This window comes from Ancylobacter aquaticus (assembly GCF_004339465.1).
Lineage (GTDB): Bacteria > Pseudomonadota > Alphaproteobacteria > Rhizobiales > Xanthobacteraceae > Ancylobacter > Ancylobacter aquaticus.
In genome coordinates this window covers 602,331-619,473 of the sequence record NZ_SMFY01000002.1, presented here as the reverse complement: position 1 = coordinate 619,473, position 17,143 = coordinate 602,331, and the positions used below count along the sequence as shown (strand labels likewise).

The following is a 17,143-nucleotide window of genomic DNA, read 5'->3' as shown; positions in this document are numbered from 1 at the left end:
TCTTGCGGCCGTAACCGCTAGGGCGGCCGGAAGGAACCCCATGCTTTACTTCTCGAAATGGAAGGCGTTCGCGATCCTGGCGGTCTCGGCCATCATCTGTCTGATGGCCGTGCCCAGCCTGTTGTCGCAGTCCGCCTATGACAGCCTGCCGAGCTTCCTCCAGCGCAAGATCGTGCTGGGCCTGGACCTCCAGGGTGGGTCCTACATCGTCCTGCAGGTCGATGCCCAATCGGTGCGCAAGATCCGGCTTGAGCAGCTGCGCGACGACGCCCGTCGCGTGCTGCGCGACGCCAAGATCGGCTATACCGGCCTTGCCATCCAGGGCGAGGCGGTCGAGGTGCGTATCCGCGAGGGCCAGGATGTCGAGGCGGCGCTCACCCAGCTGCGCACGCTGGCGCTGCCGATCGGCGGCGCCATGGCGACGACGGGCCAGCTCGACACCGATGTCTCGCGCTCAGGCAACACCATCGAGCTGGCGCCGACTTCGGCCGGCGTCCAGTCCCGCACCATACAGGCGGTGTCGCAGTCGATCGAAATCATCCGCAAGCGCATCGACCAGCTCGGCACTACCGAGCCCTCCATCCAGCGCCAGGGTGCCGACCGCATCCAGGTGCAGGTGCCGGGCTTGCAGGACCCCTCGCGGCTGAAGGCCCTTCTCGGCCAGACCGCGCAGCTGACCTTTCGCCTCGTCGATAACACGATGAGCCCGCAGCAGGCGCTGCAGGGCCGCGCGCCGGCCGGGACGGACGTCCTCACCTCCCAGGACAACCCGCCGGTTCCGTATCTGATCGAACAGCGCGTGCTGGTCGCCGGCGAGGACCTCACCGACGCGCAGCCGGGCTTTGAACCGACGACGCGCGAGCCGGTCGTCACCTTCCGCTTCAACACCAATGGCGCCCGCCGCTTCGCCGAAGCGACGCAGGCCAATGTTGGGCGGCCCTTCGCCATCATCCTCGACAACCACGTCATCTCGGCGCCGGTCATCCGCGAGCCGATCCTGGGTGGTTCCGGCCAGATCAGCGGCAATTTCACCGTTCAGGAAGCGAACGACCTCTCCATCCTGCTACGCGCCGGTGCCCTGCCGGTGCCGCTCCAGGTGGTGGAAGAGCGCACGGTCGGGCCGGGCCTCGGCGCCGATTCGATCCGGGCCGGCCTCATCGCCTCGATTGTCGGCGCGACTCTGGTGGCACTGTTCATGGTGGCGACCTACGGCCTGTTCGGCGTCATCGCCAACATCGCCGTGGCGATCAATGTCGGCATGATCTTCGGGCTTCTGGCCATGCTTGGGGCGACGCTGTCGCTGCCCGGCATCGCCGGCGTCGTGCTCACGGTCGGCATCGCGGTGGACTCGAACGTGCTGATCTATGAGCGCATCCGCGAGGAGGCGAGGGCGGGACGATCGGCGATTTCGGCCATCGACGCCGGCTTCTCCCGCGCGTTGTCGACGATTCTCGATTCCAACATCACGACCTTCATCGCGGCAGCGGTGCTGTTCTATGTCGGTTCCGGCCCGGTGCGTGGTTTCGCCATCACCTTCGGCATCGGCATCATGACCACCGTCTTCACCGCCTTCACGCTGACCCGCCTTATGGTGGCGCTGTGGGTGCGCTGGCAGCGCCCCCAGCGCGTGCCGATCTAAGAAAGGCGAGCATCTCCATGCGTCTGCTCCGCATCGTTCCGGACGACACGAATTTCGACTTCATCCGCTTCCGGCGGATCAGTTTCCCGATCTCGGCCCTGCTGTCGATCGTGGCGCTGGTGGCGTTCTTCACCATGGGTCTGAATTTCGGCATCGACTTCAAGGGCGGCACGCTGCTTGAAGTGCGCTACGCCAACAACACGCTGAACATTGCCGATGTCCGCTCCCGGCTGGAGTCGCTCGATCTTGGCGAGGTGCAGATCCAGGAGATCGGCGGCGAGGGCGAGGTGCTGATCCGCGTCGCCCAGCAGCCAGGCGGCGAGCAGGCGCAGCAGCAGGTGGTCAGCAAGGTGCGGGCGGCGCTCGGCGAGGGGGTCGAGTACCGCCGTATCGAGGTGGTGGGCCCGCGCGTGTCGCAGGAACTGCTCAGCTACGGCATTGTCGGGCTGATGATGGCGGTGGTCTGCATCCTCATCTATCTCTGGTTCCGCTTCGAGTGGCAGTTCGCGCTCGGCGCCTCGATCGCCAATTTCCACGATATCGTGCTTACCATCGGGTTCATGGCGATCTTCCAGATCGACTTCGACCTGACCAGCGTCGCCGCCCTACTCACCATTCTGGGCTACTCGCTGAACGACACTATCGTCATCTATGACCGCATCCGCGAAATGCTGCGGCGCTACAAGAAAATGCCGACGGACGAACTGCTGAACGCTTCCATCAACTCGACCCTGTCGCGCTCGGTCATCACCCATGTGACAGTGACGCTGGCGCTGCTGGCGCTGGTGCTGTTCGGCGGCCGGGCGATTCACTCTTTCTCGGTGACGATGATGTTCGGCGTGGTGCTGGTGGGCACCTACACCTCGATCTTCATCGCGTCGCCTCTGCTGATCTATCTCGGTGTTTCGACCCGGGCGATGGCGGAGAAGGCGGAGAAGGAAGCCAAGAGCGCCAACTCCAAGGCGGAACGCCTCGCGCCGTGAGCGCGGGCGTGCCGGTCCGGAGGATGGGCTGATGGCGATGCCGGACGCCCACCTGCCTACTCAGGTGCCGATCGACGGCTACGGCCGCGGCGCGTTCCACTTTGCCGGCATGGCGTCGTCGGGCTCCATCCTGGCGCTGCCGTCCGGCATTCACGCGTGGGCGCCGCGTGTGCCGGCGGAAATCGACGCGGAGGCGCTGGCGCGCGTGCTGGCCGAGGCCGGGCGCATCGAACTCCTGCTGATCGGCACCGGCCCCGACCCATGGCCGCTGCCCGACGCCTTGCGCTGGCAATTGCGCGATGCCGGTGTGTCGGTGGACACCCTCCCTACACGGTCGGCCGCCTCGACCTATAATGTGCTTCTGGCGGAAGGCCGTGCGGTCGCCGCCGCGCTTCTCGCGCTGCCCTGACGCCACCGCGCCGCAAACCCTTTCGGACCCGAGACATGAGCCGGCCGAGCCTGACAACGGACACGGAGTATTGCGCGGCGCTGGTGCGCGATCTCGACCGCGACCGCTATGTCGCCGACCTGTTCGCTCCCGCCGAGCGTCGGGGGGCGCTGTTCGCGCTGCATGCCTTCAACGTCGAGGTGTCGCGGGTGCGTGAGGCGATCACCACCCCGCTTGCCGGCGAGGTGCGGCTGCACTGGTGGCGCGAGGCGCTGGCCGGTGGGGCGCGGGGCGACGTGCGCGCCAACCCGGTGGCGGCGGCGTTGCTGGAGGCCATCGAGACCCACCGCCTGCCGCGTGCGAGCCTGGAGGCGCTGCTGGAGGCTCGGCAATTCGATCTCTATGACGACCCGATGCCGACGGTGAATGACCTCGAAGGCTATGCCGGCGAGACCTCCTCGGCGCTGATCCGGCTCGCCACGCTGGTGCTGGCGCCGCAGGAAGGCGCGGGCTCCGCCGAGGCGGCGGGCCATGCGGGGGTGGCCTATGCGGTGACCGGGCTCCTGCGGGCCTTTCCCGTCCATGCACGGCGCGGCCAGTGCTATGTGCCGCTCGATCTGCTCAACGCCCACGGACTGACGCGCGAGGACGCGGTCTCGGGACACGCCAGTCCGGCGCTCACCGAAGTTCTCGCCACGCTACGCGCTCTGGCGCGCCGGCATTACGGGGCGGCGATGACGGCGCTGGCGGGCGTGGACCCGGCCGAATTGCCGGCCTTCCTGCCGCTGATCCTGGTGCCGGGCGATCTCGACCGCATGGAGCGGCCGCACGACCCATTCGCTGTCGTCCCGGTCGCACCCGCGCTCTCCCGCCTGTGGCGGCTCTGGCGCGGCGCGGGGATGCTGCGGAGGGTAGCCCGCGCAGCCTGAAGCCCGCGCTCAGCCGGCGCGGTCTTTCGCTATCCGGTCGAATGCCTGCAGGCGGGCGACAAGGGCCTCGAACTCGTTCAACGGCAACATGTTGGGGCCGTCGGAGGGGGCCTTGTCGGGATCGGGGTGGGTCTCGATGAACACGCCGGCAACGCCGACCGCCACCGCCGCCCGCGCCAGCACCGGAACGAATTCGCGCTGTCCGCCCGAGGAGGTGCCCTGTCCGCCCGGCTGCTGCACCGAATGGGTGGCATCGAAGATCACCGGCGCGCCGGTAGTCTCCGCCATGATCGGCAGCGCCCGCATGTCGGTGACAAGCGTGTTGTAGCCGAAGGAGGCGCCCCGTTCCGTCACCAGCACGTTCGGATTGCCACCCTCGATGAGCTTGGCGACGACGTTCTTCATGTCCCAAGGCGCGAGAAACTGGCCCTTCTTCACGTTGACGACCCGTCCCGTGGCGGCAGCGGCGATGAGCAGGTCGGTCTGGCGGCAGAGAAAGGCGGGAATCTGCAAGATGTCGACCACTTCGCCGACGGGTGCGCACTGGTCGTTCTCATGCACATCGGTCAGCACCGGCATGGAGTAGCGCTCGCGAATTTCCGCGAAGACGGGCAGGGCGGCCGCCATACCCATGCCGCGCGCGCCCTTGATCGAGGTGCGATTCGCCTTGTCGAACGAGGCCTTGAACACCACGCCGACACCTAGGCGGGTGGCGATTTCCTTGATCGCGGCGGCGCATTCGAGCGCGTGGTCGCGGCTTTCCATTTGGCAGGGGCCGGCGATCAGCGCCAGCGGCAGGTCGTTGCCGAACCGCACATTGCCAATGGTGACCACGGAATTGGCGCCTGAGCCGCTCATGAGATGTTCCTTGAAATCGGGCGCTCGGGTCAGACGACGCCGGCGCGCAGGATGTCGTGAATGTGGAGAATGCCGACCGGCTTGCCATCCGCCACAGCGAAGACGACCGTGATCGGTACCGGGCGCCGGTTCATCAGGCCCAGCGCGGCGCTGGCGAGTTCCTGCGGATCGACGACGAAGGGCGAGGACGTCATCACCTTCTCGACCGGCGTGACCAGAAGCGCGTCGCTCATGTGGCGGCGCAGGTCGCCATCGGTGACGATGCCAGCCAGCGCGCCCGAGCCGTCGACAACCCCGCAGCAGCCGAAGCGCTTGCCGGTGATTTCGATCAGCACCTCGCTCATCGGCGTGCCGAGCCGCGCCAGCGGCATTTCCGCCTCCTGGTGCATGATGTCGGCGACCTTCAGCAGGCGCGCGCCGAGCTTACCACCGGGATGGAACACGCGGAAATCGGAGGCGGAGAAGCCCCGGCGCTCCAGCAGCGCCACCGCCAGCGCGTCGCCAATGGCGAGTTGCATCAGGGTGGAGGTTGTGGGGGCGAGGCCGTTCGGGCAGGCTTCCTCGACGCGCGGCAGCACCAGCGCCACATTGGCGGCACGGCCGAGAGTGCTCTCGGCGCTGGAGGTGATGGCGACCAGAGGCACGGCAAAGCGGCGCGTATAATGGACGATATCGCCGAGTTCGGCGGTCTCGCCCGACCAGGATATGGCGAGCAGCACGTCGTCCGGCGTCACCATGCCGAGGTCGCCATGGCTGGCCTCGGCAGCGTGAAGGAACAGGGCGGGCGTGCCGGTGGAGGCGAAGGTGGCGGCGAGCTTGCGCCCGATATGGCCGCTCTTGCCCATGCCGGTGACGATGACGCGGCCGCGCGCGCCCTCGATCAGCCCGATGGCGTTTTCCACCGCGTCGCCGAGTTGCGCCTCGATCGCAGCGCTGAGCGCTGCCAGACCCTTCGCCTCGATGGCGAGGGTGCGCAGCACCTGCGCACGCAATCGGTCGTCCCGCGGGGGCGCGGCTGTGGCGGAGTTTGTCTGAGGCTGGGCGGTGCCCAAGGTTAGTCTCCCTTGCTCCTGGCGACCGGGCGCGCTGAGCCCGGACACCCTTCAGCGCCACGCAGGGCGTCAATAGTCGCCAAACGCCCGCGATGCAATGGAAGAGCCACCCCCGGAGCAGGAGTGGCGCACGGAACCGCCGATACCTCCCGCACGTTGGGTGGCGCGGATGGCCGCGGCTAGAGGGCAGAAGAATGAATATGGGGCGCGACGGGGCTGGCGGGACGGGGGCCTCTGCGGAAGTCGTGGTCACGGAAAAGCGCAATGAGTGGCTGTGGCGGCGCCTGTCGCAGGTGGCGGCAGTCGCCATCGCCGTGGTGGTGGTCGGCGCGGCCCTGGTCGCCGCGCGCCCGGTGCTGGTTCCCATCGTCGCCGCCATTATCATCGGCAGCGTGATCGGCCCGGCAATCGAGGGCTTGTCACGCCGGGGGGTGCCCACCTGGCTGGGCTCGATGCTGATGGTCGCCGGCATTGCCGGGCTTTTCTATGCTCTTGCGGCTGCCCTGGCCACGCCGCTCGCCGACTGGACCGCTCGGGCGCCGGAGATCGGCGAAACGCTGCGCGAACGATTCGCTTCGCTGAAGCCCGCGATGCAGACCTTCGCCTCGGTGTTCGAATCGATCCAGTCGATCGGCCGCGTCGCCGAACCGCCCATGGTGGTGGAGGTGGCTGACTCGCAGATGCTGGGCAGCGTGGTGGCGCTGGTCACGCCGGTGATCGGCCAGTTCATCCTGTTTCTCGGCTCGCTGCTGTTCTTTCTGGCCGGCCGCGTGCAGATCAAGCGGCGGGTGGTGCAGGTGATGACCCCGCGCAAGACGCGGCTGGCCGCGCTGCGGGTGTTCCGCGAGATCGAGGAACGGCTTGGCGCCTATCTCGTGACCGCGACCTTCATCAATATCGGCCTCGGCATCGCCACCAGCCTGATGACGTGGGGTCTTGGCCTGCCCAATCCCCTGCTCTGGGGCGTGTTGGCCGCCGTGCTCAACTATGTGCCCTATGTCGGGCCGGCGGTGACGACACTGATCCTCGCCATGGCCGGCATTGTTTCCTTTCCCGGCCTCCTGCCGGGCCTGCTGCCGGCGGCGGCGTTCCTGTTCATTACCAGCATAGAAGGGCAGTTTCTGACGCCAATGATCATCGGACGGCGCGTGTCGCTCAATCCCTTCGCTGTGTTCCTTTCCATGGCCCTGTGGACGTGGCTGTGGGGACCGGCGGGAACTTTCCTGTCGGTGCCGCTGCTCATTGCCGCCATGGCGCTCGGCGACAGTCTGCTCACCAAAAACCGTCCGCAGCTTCCGGGCTGAGACTATTCACAGGCTTGGGAGGCCCCACGCTTGACACCCGCCGGGGCGTGCCTTAACACCCGGCCACTCGCTGCGGGGCCGTTGCTTCGGACCCGCGCCGGGGGGTGTAGCTCAGTTGGTTAGAGCGCCGGCCTGTCACGCCGGAGGTCGCGGGTTCGAGCCCCGTCACTCCCGCCATCCCTTGTGATGGAGCGGCCGAGCGAGAACGATTTCCCTGTTTTGTCTCGCGATCACCAGCCTTCCTTGTCGCTTTGAAGCTGTCGCCATCGAAGCGGCCGCCAACGCAGTCCTGTTTCCTCGCAGCGCCGGCTTTTGCGCACGCGGATCGCCTGATAGGTTCATGTCAGGCGTTGCGAGCGAGGTAGGGCGCATGATGAAAGAATTTCCGTCGGCCAGCCTTCTGGCTTCCGTACTGCTGCTGGCCGGCGCTGCCGTGCCGGCGCTCGCCCAGGACGGAATGACCCCGCCGCCGGGTCAAGTCTCCCCCAACCCCTATGTCGACAGTCTCGGTCCGGATGCGCCGCAGCCGCAAACCGGCGAACTGGTGCCGCTGCCGGGCCCGCCGCCCGAGGGCAAGGACGCCGAGATGAAGCTTCCCGACTGCGCGCCGCCCAATTGCGGGACGCCGCAGATCATGGAATAGCGCCTGGCATTGTCGGCGACACGCCGGACGACGCATGAGCCGGGGCAGGGGCCACCCGCCCGAAGCGCGAACACGCGCTGCCCGCTATCCGGCCCCGTCCAGAAAAATCACTTACTGGGAGTCGACTCCGCCACGGCCCCGCATTGAATCCGCGCTTCCCTCGGTCGCGCGGCCATGCGCGAACTCCAAAAGGCCCCGCTGCCGCCCCAAGAGGCCGCGAAGAGGCGAGCGCCCTGGCGCGAGCCGGGGCCGCGCTCTCGAAACGTCACGGCATCCCGAGTCCATTGACCGTGTGACAATGGCATGACCGCTCGTGTAGCGTGGTAGCTGCATACGCGACTCGGACGGTGATTCAACGAGGCGGCCATGGACGCGATCATCGACTTTCTGAATACCGTCTTCTGGGGCTATGTGCTGATTTACGGTCTGCTGGCGGTGGGGGTCTATTTCACCATCCGGCTGAAATTCCTGCAGATCCTGCATTTTCCCGAGATGATCCGCTCGGTCCTCGGGTCCAGTGAAACCGACCATGCCGGCATCACGCCGTTTCAGGCGCTCTGCACCAGCTTGGCCTCCCGCGTCGGCACCGGCAACATCGCCGGCGTGGCGGTGGCGCTTTATCTCGGCGGGCCGGGGGCGATCTTCTGGATGTGGGTGGTCGCCTCGCTCGGCATGGCGACCGCCTTCGCCGAAAGCACGCTCGCCCAGCTCTACAAGATCAAGGACGAGGACGGCCACTATCGCGGCGGCCCCGCCTTCTACATGGCCAAGGGACTCAAGGCGCCGTGGGCCGGGTCGATCTTCTCGGTGTGCCTGATCCTCTCCTTCGGCCTCATCTTCAATGCGGTGCAGGCCAACTCCATCGCCGACGCCATGGAGGGCGCCTTCGGCGCACCCAAGCTCGCCACCGGGCTGGTGCTTGCCGCCATCACCGGCATCATCATCTTCGGCGGCATCGCCGTTATCGCCCGCGTCGCCGAAATTGTCGTGCCGTTCATGGCAGTGGGCTATCTCGGCATGGCGCTTTTTGCCGTGGCGATGAACATCGGCGAGGTCCCCGCCATGTTCTCGCTCATCATTGCCAGCGCCTTCGGCTTTGCCCCGGCGGCGGGCGGCGTCGCCGGCTCTGTGGCGGCGGCGATGCTCAACGGCGTGAAGCGCGGCTTGTTCTCCAACGAGGCCGGCATGGGCTCGGCGCCCAACATTGCCGCCGTGGCGACTCCCGATCCGCACCATCCGGTCAGCCAAGGCTTCGTGCAGGCGCTGGGCGTGTTCATCGACACGATCCTCATCTGCACCGCGACGGCGTTCCTGATCCTGCTTTCCGGCCTGCTGGAGCCGGGCTCCGGTCTCACCGGCACCCAGCTTACGCAGGCGGCGATGGAGCACCATATCGGCTCGGCCGGAACCTACTTCGTCGCCGTGGCGATCTTCTTCTTCGCCTTCACCTCGATCATCGGCAATTACTCCTACGCCGAGGGGGCGCTGGTCTATCTCGGCATAGGCGGGCATGCCGGCAGGGCGGTGCTGCGCGTGGCGGTGCTCGTCATGGTGATCTGGGGTGCCTACGAATCGGTGGCGACCGTGTTCAACGCCGCCGATGCCTCGATGGGGCTGATGGCGAGCGTCAACCTCATCGCCATCGTCCTGCTGTCGGGCCTCGTGTCGCGGCTGACCCGCGACTATCTGGAGCAGCGGCGGGCCGGCAAGAAGCCGCGCTTCACGGCGGCTTCCATGCCCGAACTCGCCGGCCAGATCGATGCCGATATCTGGAGCCGGCCCTGAGCGCAGGGGGGCTCCTTTCGCCTCGGCCTTCGGATGGGGGCGGAAGGCTTGGGCGGCCTCAGCGGGTAGCAAGTGGCTTGCGGATGGCGTCGCCGATGCTCTCGCCGCTTGGCTGATGCCCCGGCGCGCGCCGATGCGCACACCGGGCGAGGCGCCGTTCTTTGGCGCGTCGCGTTCGCCGGCCTGCCTTTGGTAATTGCCTGCACGCGGGCCGGGCGTTGCTGCCGCCGATTGCGCGGCAATCCCTGTTGTTTGCCTTTATTTTACGGGTCCCTTCGGGGGGATACGCCGGTGCGCGCCGTGCCCCTGCGCAAGGTGTGAATTCTGTATACCAGACCTGCGTGATTGCCGGCCGATGCCCTTGCCTCGGTCCGGGCGGTGCGATAAGCCTGCCGCGTGCTTTGAATATTTCGCAACTGCGATTGCACGACCGATGACCTGTCCTGACGAGGGAGGATCCCATCCATGAGCAGCCTGCTTCAGGATTATCTGCCCGTCGTGATCTTTATCGGCGTGTCGGGATTCATCGGCATCGCCCTTCTGGTTGCGCCGTTCCTTGTCGCCTTCAGCCGGCCCGATCCGGAGAAGATGTCGGCTTATGAATGTGGCTTCAATGCGTTCGATGACGCGCGCATGAAGTTCGACGTGCGATTCTATCTGGTGGCCATTCTCTTCATCATCTTCGATTTGGAAGTCGCCTTCCTGTTTCCCTGGGCGATCACATTCGGGGAACTCGGCAATTTTGGCTTCTGGTCCATGATGGTGTTCCTCTTCGTGCTCACCATTGGTTTTGTCTACGAGTGGAAGAAGGGAGCGCTCGAATGGGATTGAGCGCGCATAGCCCTCTCGTCGCCCCGGCGGCCAAGGGTATCATCGACCCCAATACGGGCCGCCCGATCGGCGCCACCGACCCGTTCTTCGTCGAGGTCAATGCGGAGCTCGCTGACAAGGGCTTTCTCGTCACCGCGACGGATGACCTGATCAACTGGGCGCGTACCGGCTCGCTGATGTGGATGACCTTCGGCCTCGCCTGCTGCGCGGTCGAGATGATGCAGACGTCGATGCCGCGCTACGACGTGGAGCGGTTCGGCTTCGCGCCCCGTGCGTCTCCGCGTCAGTCCGACGTGATGATCGTTGCTGGCACGCTGACCAACAAGATGGCTCCGGCGCTGCGCAAGGTCTACGACCAGATGCCGGAGCCGCGCTACGTCATCTCCATGGGCTCCTGCGCCAATGGCGGTGGCTACTACCATTATTCCTATTCGGTCGTGCGCGGCTGTGACCGCATCGTGCCGGTGGACATCTACATCCCCGGCTGCCCGCCGACCGCAGAAGCCCTGCTGTACGGGGTGCTGCTGCTGCAGAAGAAGATCCGCCGCACCGGGACGATCGAGCGCTGAGGGTTCGAGGCGATATGGACGAGACGCTGAAAGAGCTGGGCGCGCATGTGAAGGAGTCGCTTCCCGACGCGGTCGAGGAAGTGATCATGTCCTATGGCGAGCTGACGTTGGTGGCGTCGGCTCCCGAGGTCATCAAGGTGCTGACCTTCCTGCGCGACGACCCGTCCTGCCGCTTTGTCAGCTTCATCGACATTTGCGGCGTCGACTGGCCCCAGCGCGAGAAGCGCTTCGACGTGGTCTACCACCTGATGTCGCCGACCCTGAATGCCCGCATCCGCGTGCGGGTCGAGACGGATGAGACGACGCCGGTTGCCTCCGCCACGTCCGTGTTTGCCGGCGCTTTCTGGTTCGAGCGCGAAGCGTTCGACATGTACGGAATCCTGTTCTCCGGACATCCCGAGTTGCGCCGAATCCTCACCGATTACGGCTTCGACGGTTATCCGCTGCGCAAGGACTTCCCGACCACGGGTCTCGTCGAGGTGCGCTATGACGACGAGCGCAAGCGCGTGGTCTACGAGCCGGTGAAGCTGGCGCAGGAGTTCCGCAGCTTCGACTTTCTCTCGCCATGGGAGGGGCCCGACTACGTGCTCCCCGGCGACGAGAAGGCAACCACCCCGAAGGCGGGCTGAGGTGAGGTCCGAGCGATGAACGCACCCGGCAAGATCGACCCCAACGTCCGCAATTTCCAGATCAATTTCGGCCCGCAGCATCCGGCGGCGCACGGCGTGCTGCGCCTTATCCTTGAACTCGACGGCGAAATCGTCGAGCGCGTCGACCCGCATATCGGCCTGCTGCATCGTGGCACCGAGAAGCTGATCGAGGCCAAGACCTATCTCCAGGCGATCCCCTATTTCGACCGGCTGGACTATGTCGCGCCGATGAACCAGGAACACGCCTTCTGCCTGGCGATCGAGCGCATGCTCGACATCACCGTGCCCAAGCGCGGCCAGCTGATCCGCGTGCTCTATTCCGAGATCGGCCGCATCCTCTCCCACATGCTGAACGTGACCACGCAGGCGCTCGACGTCGGCGCGCTCACCCCGCCGCTGTGGGGCTTCGAGGAACGCGAGAAGCTGATGATGTTCTATGAGCGGGCCTCCGGCTCGCGCATGCACGCGGCTTATTTCCGTCCCGGCGGCGTCCATCAGGACCTGCCGCGCGCGCTGGTCGAGGACATTCTCGCCTGGACCCACACGTTCCCTGGTTTCATGGACGACCTCGAAGGCCTGCTCACCGACAACCGCATCTTCAAGCAGCGCAATGTCGATATCGGCATCGTCAGCCTCGAAGACGCCTGGGCGTGGGGCTTCTCCGGCGTGATGGTGCGCGGCTCGGGAGCGGCGTGGGATTTGCGCAAGTCGCAGCCCTATGAGTGCTATGACGAGCTGGAATTCGACATTCCGATCGGCAAGAACTGCGACAATTACGACCGCTATTGCATCCGCATGGAAGAGATGCGGCAGTCGGCCGAAATCATGCGCCAGTGCTGCGAGCGCCTGCTGAAGGAAGCCGGCCCGGTGTCGGCGGTCGACAACAAGATCGTGCCGCCCAAGCGTGGCGAGATGAAGCGCTCGATGGAAGCGCTCATCCATCATTTCAAGCTCTACACGGAAGGCTTCCACGTTCCCGCCGGCGAGATCTACGCCGCCGTGGAGGCCCCCAAGGGTGAATTCGGCGTCTATCTCGTCGCCGACGGCACCAACAAGCCCTATCGCTGCAAGATTCGCGCACCTGGCTTCGCGCATCTTCAGGCGATGGATTTCCTGTGCCGCGGCTACATGCTCGCGGACATTTCGGCGATCCTCGGATCGCTGGATATCGTGTTCGGTGAAGTGGACCGCTGATCCCTCGGGGACGCGGTTCGATCGGAAGGGTACGGCATGTCTGTCCGTAGGCTTGCTCCAAAAGAGGTTCAGCCCGAGAGCTTCGTGTTCACGGGGGATAATCTCGCCTGGGCCGAGATGACCATCGCGAAATTCCCGCCCGGCCGGCAGGCCAGCGCGGTGATTCCGCTGCTCATGCGCGCGCAGGAGCAGGCGGGCGGCTGGGTGTCGGAGCCGGCGATGCGCTATGTCGGCGACATGCTCGGCATGGCACCGATCCGTGTCTACGAGGTTGCAACCTTCTACACCCAGTTCCAGCTCCAGCCGGTGGGCAAGCGCGCCCATATCCAGGTGTGCGGCACCACGCCCTGCATGCTGCGCGGGGCGGGCGACCTGATCAAGGTCTGCAAGAGCCGTATTCACGACGAGCAGTTCCACCTCTCCGCCAGCGGCGACTTCTCTTGGGAAGAAGTGGAATGCGCCGGCACCTGCGTGAACGCGCCGATGATCCAGGTGTGGAAGGATGTCTATGAGGACCTGACGCCGGAAGATCTGGAAAAGATTCTCGACGCGTTCGAGCGCGGCGAAACGCCGGCTCCCGGTCCGCAAAATGGTCGGCACACCTCGGCGCCCGTCACCGGGCTGCGGGTGCTGACCGCCCCGGAACTGTTCGACGGGTCGATGGTCGGGCAGGGCGCTGGCCTTGCGCTTGCCCGTGAGGCGCTTGCCGCCAAGGCCAAGGGCGAAGCGGCACCGGACGCCCCGCCGCCGGCTGCCGCGGCCGCCGCGCCGCCGCCCCCGCCCAAGAGCGACCCGGCCCCCGCCGCCGCGCCCGCTGCCAAGGCAGTCGAGGCCGCTGGCGAGGCCGACAAGGAGAAGCCGAAGAAGCCCGTCGCCCCGCCGATCGCCGGCAAGGCTGCGGACCCCAAGGCGGAATGAGGAGCGAACCATGCTTGCCGACAAGGATCGCATCTTCACCAATATCTACGGCCACCACGACTGGGGCCTGCAGGGCGCGCTCAAGCGTGGCTCGTGGGATGGGACCAAGCTGTTCCTCGATGCCGGGCGCGACTTCATCATCGAGCATATGAAGGCCTCGGGACTGCGCGGGCGCGGCGGCGCCGGCTTCCCGACGGGCCTCAAATGGTCGTTCATGCCCAAGAACAATGACGGGCGCCCGCACTACCTCGTCGTCAATGCCGACGAATCCGAGCCGGGCACCTGCAAGGACCGCGAGATACTGCGCCACGACCCGCACCATCTGGTCGAGGGCTGCCTGATTGCCGGCTTCGCCATGGGCGCCCACACCGCCTACATCTATGTGCGCGGTGAGTTCATCCAGGAGCGCGAGAACCTTCAGGCGGCGGTCGACCAGGCTTATGAGGCCCGGCTGATCGGCAAGAACAACGTGCATGGCTGGGACTTCGACATCTATGTCCACCATGGCGCCGGCGCTTATATCTGCGGCGAGGAAACCGCGCTGCTGGAGAGCCTTGAGGGCAAGAAGGGCCAGCCCCGGCTGAAGCCGCCTTTCCCGGCCAATGTCGGCCTGTATGGCTGCCCGACGACGGTGAACAACGTCGAGTCCATCGCCGTGGCGCCCACCATCCTGCGGCGCGGCGCGTCCTGGTTCTCCTCCATCGGCCGGCCGAACAATGTGGGCACCAAGCTCTATGGCATCTCCGGCCATGTGAACACGCCCTGCGTCGTCGAAGAGGCGATGAGCATTCCGTTCAAGGAACTGATCGACAAGCACGGCGGCGGCATTCGCGGCGGCTGGGACAATCTGCTCGCCATCATTCCCGGCGGCGCGTCGTGCCCGATCATCCCGGCCGACCAGTGCGGCGACCTGATCATGGATTTCGACGGCTGCCGCGCCGTGAAGTCCAGCTTCGGCACCGCCGGCGTGCTGGTCATGGACAAATCCACCGACGTGGTTCGGGCCATCGCCCGTATCTCCTATTTCTTCCGGCACGAGAGCTGCGGCCAGTGCACGCCCTGCCGCGAGGGCACGGGCTGGATGTGGCGCGTGCTCGACCGCATGGTCGAGGGCCGGGCCCAGAAGCGCGAGATCGACCTGCTGTTGCAGGTCACGACCCAGGTCGAGGGCCACACCATTTGTGCGCTCGGTGACGCGGCGGCGTGGCCGGTGCAGGGGCTGATCCGGCATTTCCGTCCCGAGATCGAAAGGCGGATCGACCAGTATTCGGCGAACCCGCATTCCGACCCGGTGCCGGTGGCGGCGGAGTAAGAGAGCATCATGGCCAAGATCATCGTCGACGACATCGAGCTTGATGTTCCGCCGGAGTTCACGCTGCTCCAGGCCTGCGAGGCGGCGGGCGCGGAAATCCCGCGCTTCTGCTTCCATGAGCGGCTGTCAATCGCCGGCAATTGCCGCATGTGCCTTGTCGAGGTGAAGGGTGGTCCGCCCAAGCCGACGGCAAGCTGCGCGATGAATGTACGCGACCTGCGCCCAGGCCCGAATGGCGAGCCGCCCGTCGTGCTCACCAAGAGCCCGATGGTGAAGAAGGCGCGCGAAGGGGTGATGGAGTTCCTGCTCATCAACCACCCGCTCGACTGCCCGATCTGCGACCAGGGCGGTGAGTGCGACCTGCAGGACCAGGCCATGGCCTATGGCGTGGACACGTCCCGCTATGCCGAGAACAAGCGCGCGGTCGAGGACAAATATATCGGCCCGCTGATCAAGACCTCGATGACGCGCTGCATCCAGTGCACCCGCTGTGTGCGCTTCACCACCGAGGTGGCGGGGGTCGCCGAGCTCGGCGCCATCGGGCGCGGCGAGGACATGGAGATCACCACCTATCTCGAAGCGGCGATGTCCTCGGAACTCCAGGGCAATGTCGCCGACCTCTGCCCGGTCGGCGCGCTGACGCAGCGGCCCTATGCCTACCATGCCCGACCCTGGGAGCTCACGAAGACCGAGTCCATCGACGTGATGGACGCCGTCGGCTCCAACATCCGCGTCGACACGCGCGGCCGCGAGGTCATGCGCGTCCTCCCGCGTCTGAATGAGGACGTGAACGAGGAGTGGATCTCCGACAAGACCCGCTACATCTGGGACGGTCTGAAAACCCAGCGCCTCGATCGCCCCTATGTGCGCGTCGGCGGCAAGCTGACGCCAGCGAGCTGGCCCCAAGCCTTCGCCGCTATCGCCGAGAAGGTGAAGGGCGTGCCCGGCAACCGCATCGGCGGGCTGGTTGGCGATCTCGCCTCGGTGGAAGAGGCGTTCGCGCTGAAGGCGCTGCTGGCCGCGCTCGGCTCGTCCAGCATTGACTGCCGCCAGGACGGGGCGAAGATCGACCCGTCGCTCGGCCGCGCCAGCTATCTGTTCAACGCCACCATTGCCGGCATCGAGCAGGCGGATGCGCTGCTGATCATCGGCTCCAACCCGCGCCTTGAGGCGAGCGTGCTCAATGCCCGCATCCGCAAGCGCTGGCTGCAGGGGGGCTTCCCGATTGGCCTGATCGGCGAGCCGGTCGATCTGACCTACCCCTATGACTATCTCGGCGCCGGTTCCGACACGCTGGCGGACCTGCTCGCCAGCGGCAGCTTTGCCGAGACGCTGAAGGGCGCCAAGCGTCCGCTGATCCTGATCGGGCAGGGCGCTCTCGCCCGTGCTGACGGGGCGGCGGTGCTGGCGCTGGCCGCCCGCGTGGCGGTCGGTGTCGGCGCGGTGGCGGAAGGCTGGAACGGCTTCTGCGTGCTGCACACGGCCGCCTCCCGCGTCGGTGCGCTCGATATCGGCGCGGTGCCTGATGAGAACGGGCTCGACGCGGTGACGATGACCAATGCCGGCGGCGCCGATGTGGTGTTCGCCCTCGGCGCCGACGAGATCGACATCGCCCCGGGGGCCTTCGTGGTCTATCTCGGCACCCATGGCGATCGCGGCGCCCATCGCGCCGACGTCATCCTGCCGGGCGCCGCCTACACAGAGAAGTCCGGCACTTACGTGAACACGGAAGGGCGGGCGCAGATCGCCAACCGCGCCGCCTTCCCGCCCGGCGAGGCGCGCGAGGACTGGGCCGTGCTGCGCGCCCTGTCCGACGTCGTCGGCCATCGCCTGCCGTTCGACAATCTGGCGCAGCTTCGCGCGGCGCTCTATGCGGCGCATCCGCATCTGGCCCGGATCGACCATGTGACCCCGGCGGACCCGGCCGGCGTAACCGCGCTGGCCTCGGCGAGTGGAACGCCGGTGAGCGGGCCGTTCCGGGGCGTCGTCACCGATTTCTATCTCACCAATCCGATCGCACGCGCGTCTGCCGTGATGGCCGAATGCTCCGCGCTCGCGTCCAGCCGCCTCGCGGCGGCGGCCGAGTGA

The 17,143-nt window shown here is 66.5% G+C and carries 16 protein-coding genes and 1 tRNA gene; 15 read left to right on the top strand and 2 right to left on the bottom strand.

Annotated features, from left to right (window positions below; translation table 11 throughout):
* Nucleotides 1–40: 40 nt before the first annotated feature.
* Genes secD through EV667_RS12450 form a run of 4 tightly spaced genes read left to right on the top strand, consistent with a single transcriptional unit; the run spans nt 41 to nt 3,939 of the window.
* Complete coding sequence (secD, locus tag EV667_RS12465) at nt 41–1,639, top strand: protein translocase subunit SecD (protein WP_131835661.1); 1,599 nt, start codon at nt 41–43, stop codon at nt 1,637–1,639.
* Between the two features lie 17 nt (nt 1,640–1,656).
* The gene (secF, locus tag EV667_RS12460; RefSeq protein ID WP_131835660.1) at nt 1,657–2,622 is read left to right on the top strand and encodes a protein translocase subunit SecF; all 966 of its coding nucleotides are present in this window, start codon (nt 1,657–1,659) and stop codon (nt 2,620–2,622) included.
* A gap of 31 nt (nt 2,623–2,653) precedes the next feature.
* The gene (locus EV667_RS12455; protein ID WP_131835659.1) at nt 2,654–3,031 is read left to right on the top strand and encodes an Mth938-like domain-containing protein; all 378 of its coding nucleotides are present in this window, start codon (nt 2,654–2,656) and stop codon (nt 3,029–3,031) included.
* 35 nt (nt 3,032–3,066) lie between these two features.
* Nucleotides 3,067–3,939: a phytoene/squalene synthase family protein gene (locus tag EV667_RS12450; RefSeq protein ID WP_131835658.1), complete on the top strand. Its 873-nt coding sequence runs from the start codon at nt 3,067–3,069 to the stop codon at nt 3,937–3,939.
* Nucleotides 3,940–3,948: 9 nt separating this feature from the next.
* On the opposite strand, the gene kdsA is transcribed toward EV667_RS12450, so the two are convergent.
* Together kdsA and EV667_RS12440 are read right to left on the bottom strand one after the other, a co-directional pair.
* Nucleotides 3,949–4,797: a 3-deoxy-8-phosphooctulonate synthase gene (gene kdsA, locus EV667_RS12445; RefSeq protein ID WP_131835657.1), complete on the bottom strand. Its 849-nt coding sequence runs from the start codon at nt 4,795–4,797 to the stop codon at nt 3,949–3,951.
* A 29-nt stretch (nt 4,798–4,826) separates the two neighbouring features.
* Nucleotides 4,827–5,789, bottom strand: a complete 963-nt coding sequence (locus tag EV667_RS12440) for a KpsF/GutQ family sugar-phosphate isomerase (RefSeq protein ID WP_245516123.1) — start codon at nt 5,787–5,789, stop codon at nt 4,827–4,829.
* Nucleotides 5,790–6,043: 254 nt separating this feature from the next.
* Here EV667_RS12440 and EV667_RS12435 point away from each other — a divergent pair, with 254 nt between their 5' ends.
* The 11 genes from EV667_RS12435 to nuoG all read left to right on the top strand — a co-directional run bounded on the left by EV667_RS12435 (nt 6,044) and on the right by nuoG (nt 17,143).
* Nucleotides 6,044–7,153, top strand: a complete 1,110-nt coding sequence (locus tag EV667_RS12435) for an AI-2E family transporter (RefSeq protein ID WP_131835655.1) — start codon at nt 6,044–6,046, stop codon at nt 7,151–7,153.
* A gap of 100 nt (nt 7,154–7,253) precedes the next feature.
* Nucleotides 7,254–7,330, top strand: a tRNA-Asp gene (locus EV667_RS12430).
* Nucleotides 7,331–7,523: 193 nt separating this feature from the next.
* Nucleotides 7,524–7,796 (top strand): hypothetical protein, encoded by a 273-nt coding sequence (locus EV667_RS12425; RefSeq protein ID WP_131835654.1) that lies wholly within the window; start codon nt 7,524–7,526, stop codon nt 7,794–7,796.
* A gap of 366 nt (nt 7,797–8,162) precedes the next feature.
* Complete coding sequence (locus EV667_RS12420; protein ID WP_131835653.1) at nt 8,163–9,581, top strand: alanine/glycine:cation symporter family protein; 1,419 nt, start codon at nt 8,163–8,165, stop codon at nt 9,579–9,581.
* Nucleotides 9,582–10,046: 465 nt separating this feature from the next.
* Nucleotides 10,047–10,412, top strand: a complete 366-nt coding sequence (locus EV667_RS12415) for an NADH-quinone oxidoreductase subunit A (RefSeq protein ID WP_126281515.1) — start codon at nt 10,047–10,049, stop codon at nt 10,410–10,412.
* Entirely contained in the window at nt 10,403–10,981 is a 579-nt protein-coding gene (locus EV667_RS12410) for a NuoB/complex I 20 kDa subunit family protein (protein WP_131835652.1), read from the top strand. The genes EV667_RS12415 and EV667_RS12410 overlap by 10 nt, the downstream gene beginning before the upstream one ends.
* Before the next feature lie 14 nt (nt 10,982–10,995).
* Nucleotides 10,996–11,610: an NADH-quinone oxidoreductase subunit C gene (locus EV667_RS12405; protein ID WP_131835651.1), complete on the top strand. Its 615-nt coding sequence runs from the start codon at nt 10,996–10,998 to the stop codon at nt 11,608–11,610.
* Between the two features lie 15 nt (nt 11,611–11,625).
* A complete protein-coding gene (locus tag EV667_RS12400; RefSeq protein ID WP_131835650.1) occupies nt 11,626–12,825 on the top strand; it encodes an NADH-quinone oxidoreductase subunit D in 1,200 nt (399 codons plus the stop codon).
* Between the two features lie 36 nt (nt 12,826–12,861).
* Nucleotides 12,862–13,743, top strand: coding sequence for an NADH-quinone oxidoreductase subunit NuoE (gene nuoE, locus EV667_RS12395; RefSeq protein WP_131835649.1), 882 nt, complete (start codon nt 12,862–12,864; stop codon nt 13,741–13,743).
* A 10-nt stretch (nt 13,744–13,753) separates the two neighbouring features.
* Nucleotides 13,754–15,055, top strand: coding sequence for an NADH-quinone oxidoreductase subunit NuoF (nuoF, locus tag EV667_RS12390; RefSeq protein WP_131835648.1), 1,302 nt, complete (start codon nt 13,754–13,756; stop codon nt 15,053–15,055).
* Nucleotides 15,056–15,064: 9 nt separating this feature from the next.
* Nucleotides 15,065–17,143 (top strand): NADH-quinone oxidoreductase subunit NuoG, encoded by a 2,079-nt coding sequence (nuoG, locus tag EV667_RS12385; protein ID WP_131835647.1) that lies wholly within the window; start codon nt 15,065–15,067, stop codon nt 17,141–17,143.

What these genes read in the sequence shown, in the direction of transcription:
- secD (WP_131835661.1), top strand. Translation starts at nt 41, where the DNA reads ATGCTTTACTTCTCGAAATGGAAGGCGTTCGCGATCCTGGCGGTCTCG.
- secF (WP_131835660.1), top strand. Translation starts at nt 1,657, where the DNA reads ATGCGTCTGCTCCGCATCGTTCCGGACGACACGAATTTCGACTTCATC.
- EV667_RS12455 (WP_131835659.1), top strand. Translation starts at nt 2,654, where the DNA reads ATGGCGATGCCGGACGCCCACCTGCCTACTCAGGTGCCGATCGACGGC.
- EV667_RS12450 (WP_131835658.1), top strand. Translation starts at nt 3,067, where the DNA reads ATGAGCCGGCCGAGCCTGACAACGGACACGGAGTATTGCGCGGCGCTG.
- kdsA (WP_131835657.1), bottom strand. Translation starts at nt 4,797, where the DNA reads ATGAGCGGCTCAGGCGCCAATTCCGTGGTCACCATTGGCAATGTGCGG.
- EV667_RS12435 (WP_131835655.1), top strand. Translation starts at nt 6,044, where the DNA reads ATGAATATGGGGCGCGACGGGGCTGGCGGGACGGGGGCCTCTGCGGAA.
- EV667_RS12425 (WP_131835654.1), top strand. Translation starts at nt 7,524, where the DNA reads ATGATGAAAGAATTTCCGTCGGCCAGCCTTCTGGCTTCCGTACTGCTG.
- EV667_RS12420 (WP_131835653.1), top strand. Translation starts at nt 8,163, where the DNA reads ATGGACGCGATCATCGACTTTCTGAATACCGTCTTCTGGGGCTATGTG.
- EV667_RS12415 (WP_126281515.1), top strand. Translation starts at nt 10,047, where the DNA reads ATGAGCAGCCTGCTTCAGGATTATCTGCCCGTCGTGATCTTTATCGGC.
- EV667_RS12410 (WP_131835652.1), top strand. Translation starts at nt 10,403, where the DNA reads ATGGGATTGAGCGCGCATAGCCCTCTCGTCGCCCCGGCGGCCAAGGGT.
- EV667_RS12405 (WP_131835651.1), top strand. Translation starts at nt 10,996, where the DNA reads ATGGACGAGACGCTGAAAGAGCTGGGCGCGCATGTGAAGGAGTCGCTT.
- EV667_RS12400 (WP_131835650.1), top strand. Translation starts at nt 11,626, where the DNA reads ATGAACGCACCCGGCAAGATCGACCCCAACGTCCGCAATTTCCAGATC.
- nuoE (WP_131835649.1), top strand. Translation starts at nt 12,862, where the DNA reads ATGTCTGTCCGTAGGCTTGCTCCAAAAGAGGTTCAGCCCGAGAGCTTC.
- nuoF (WP_131835648.1), top strand. Translation starts at nt 13,754, where the DNA reads ATGCTTGCCGACAAGGATCGCATCTTCACCAATATCTACGGCCACCAC.
- nuoG (WP_131835647.1), top strand. Translation starts at nt 15,065, where the DNA reads ATGGCCAAGATCATCGTCGACGACATCGAGCTTGATGTTCCGCCGGAG.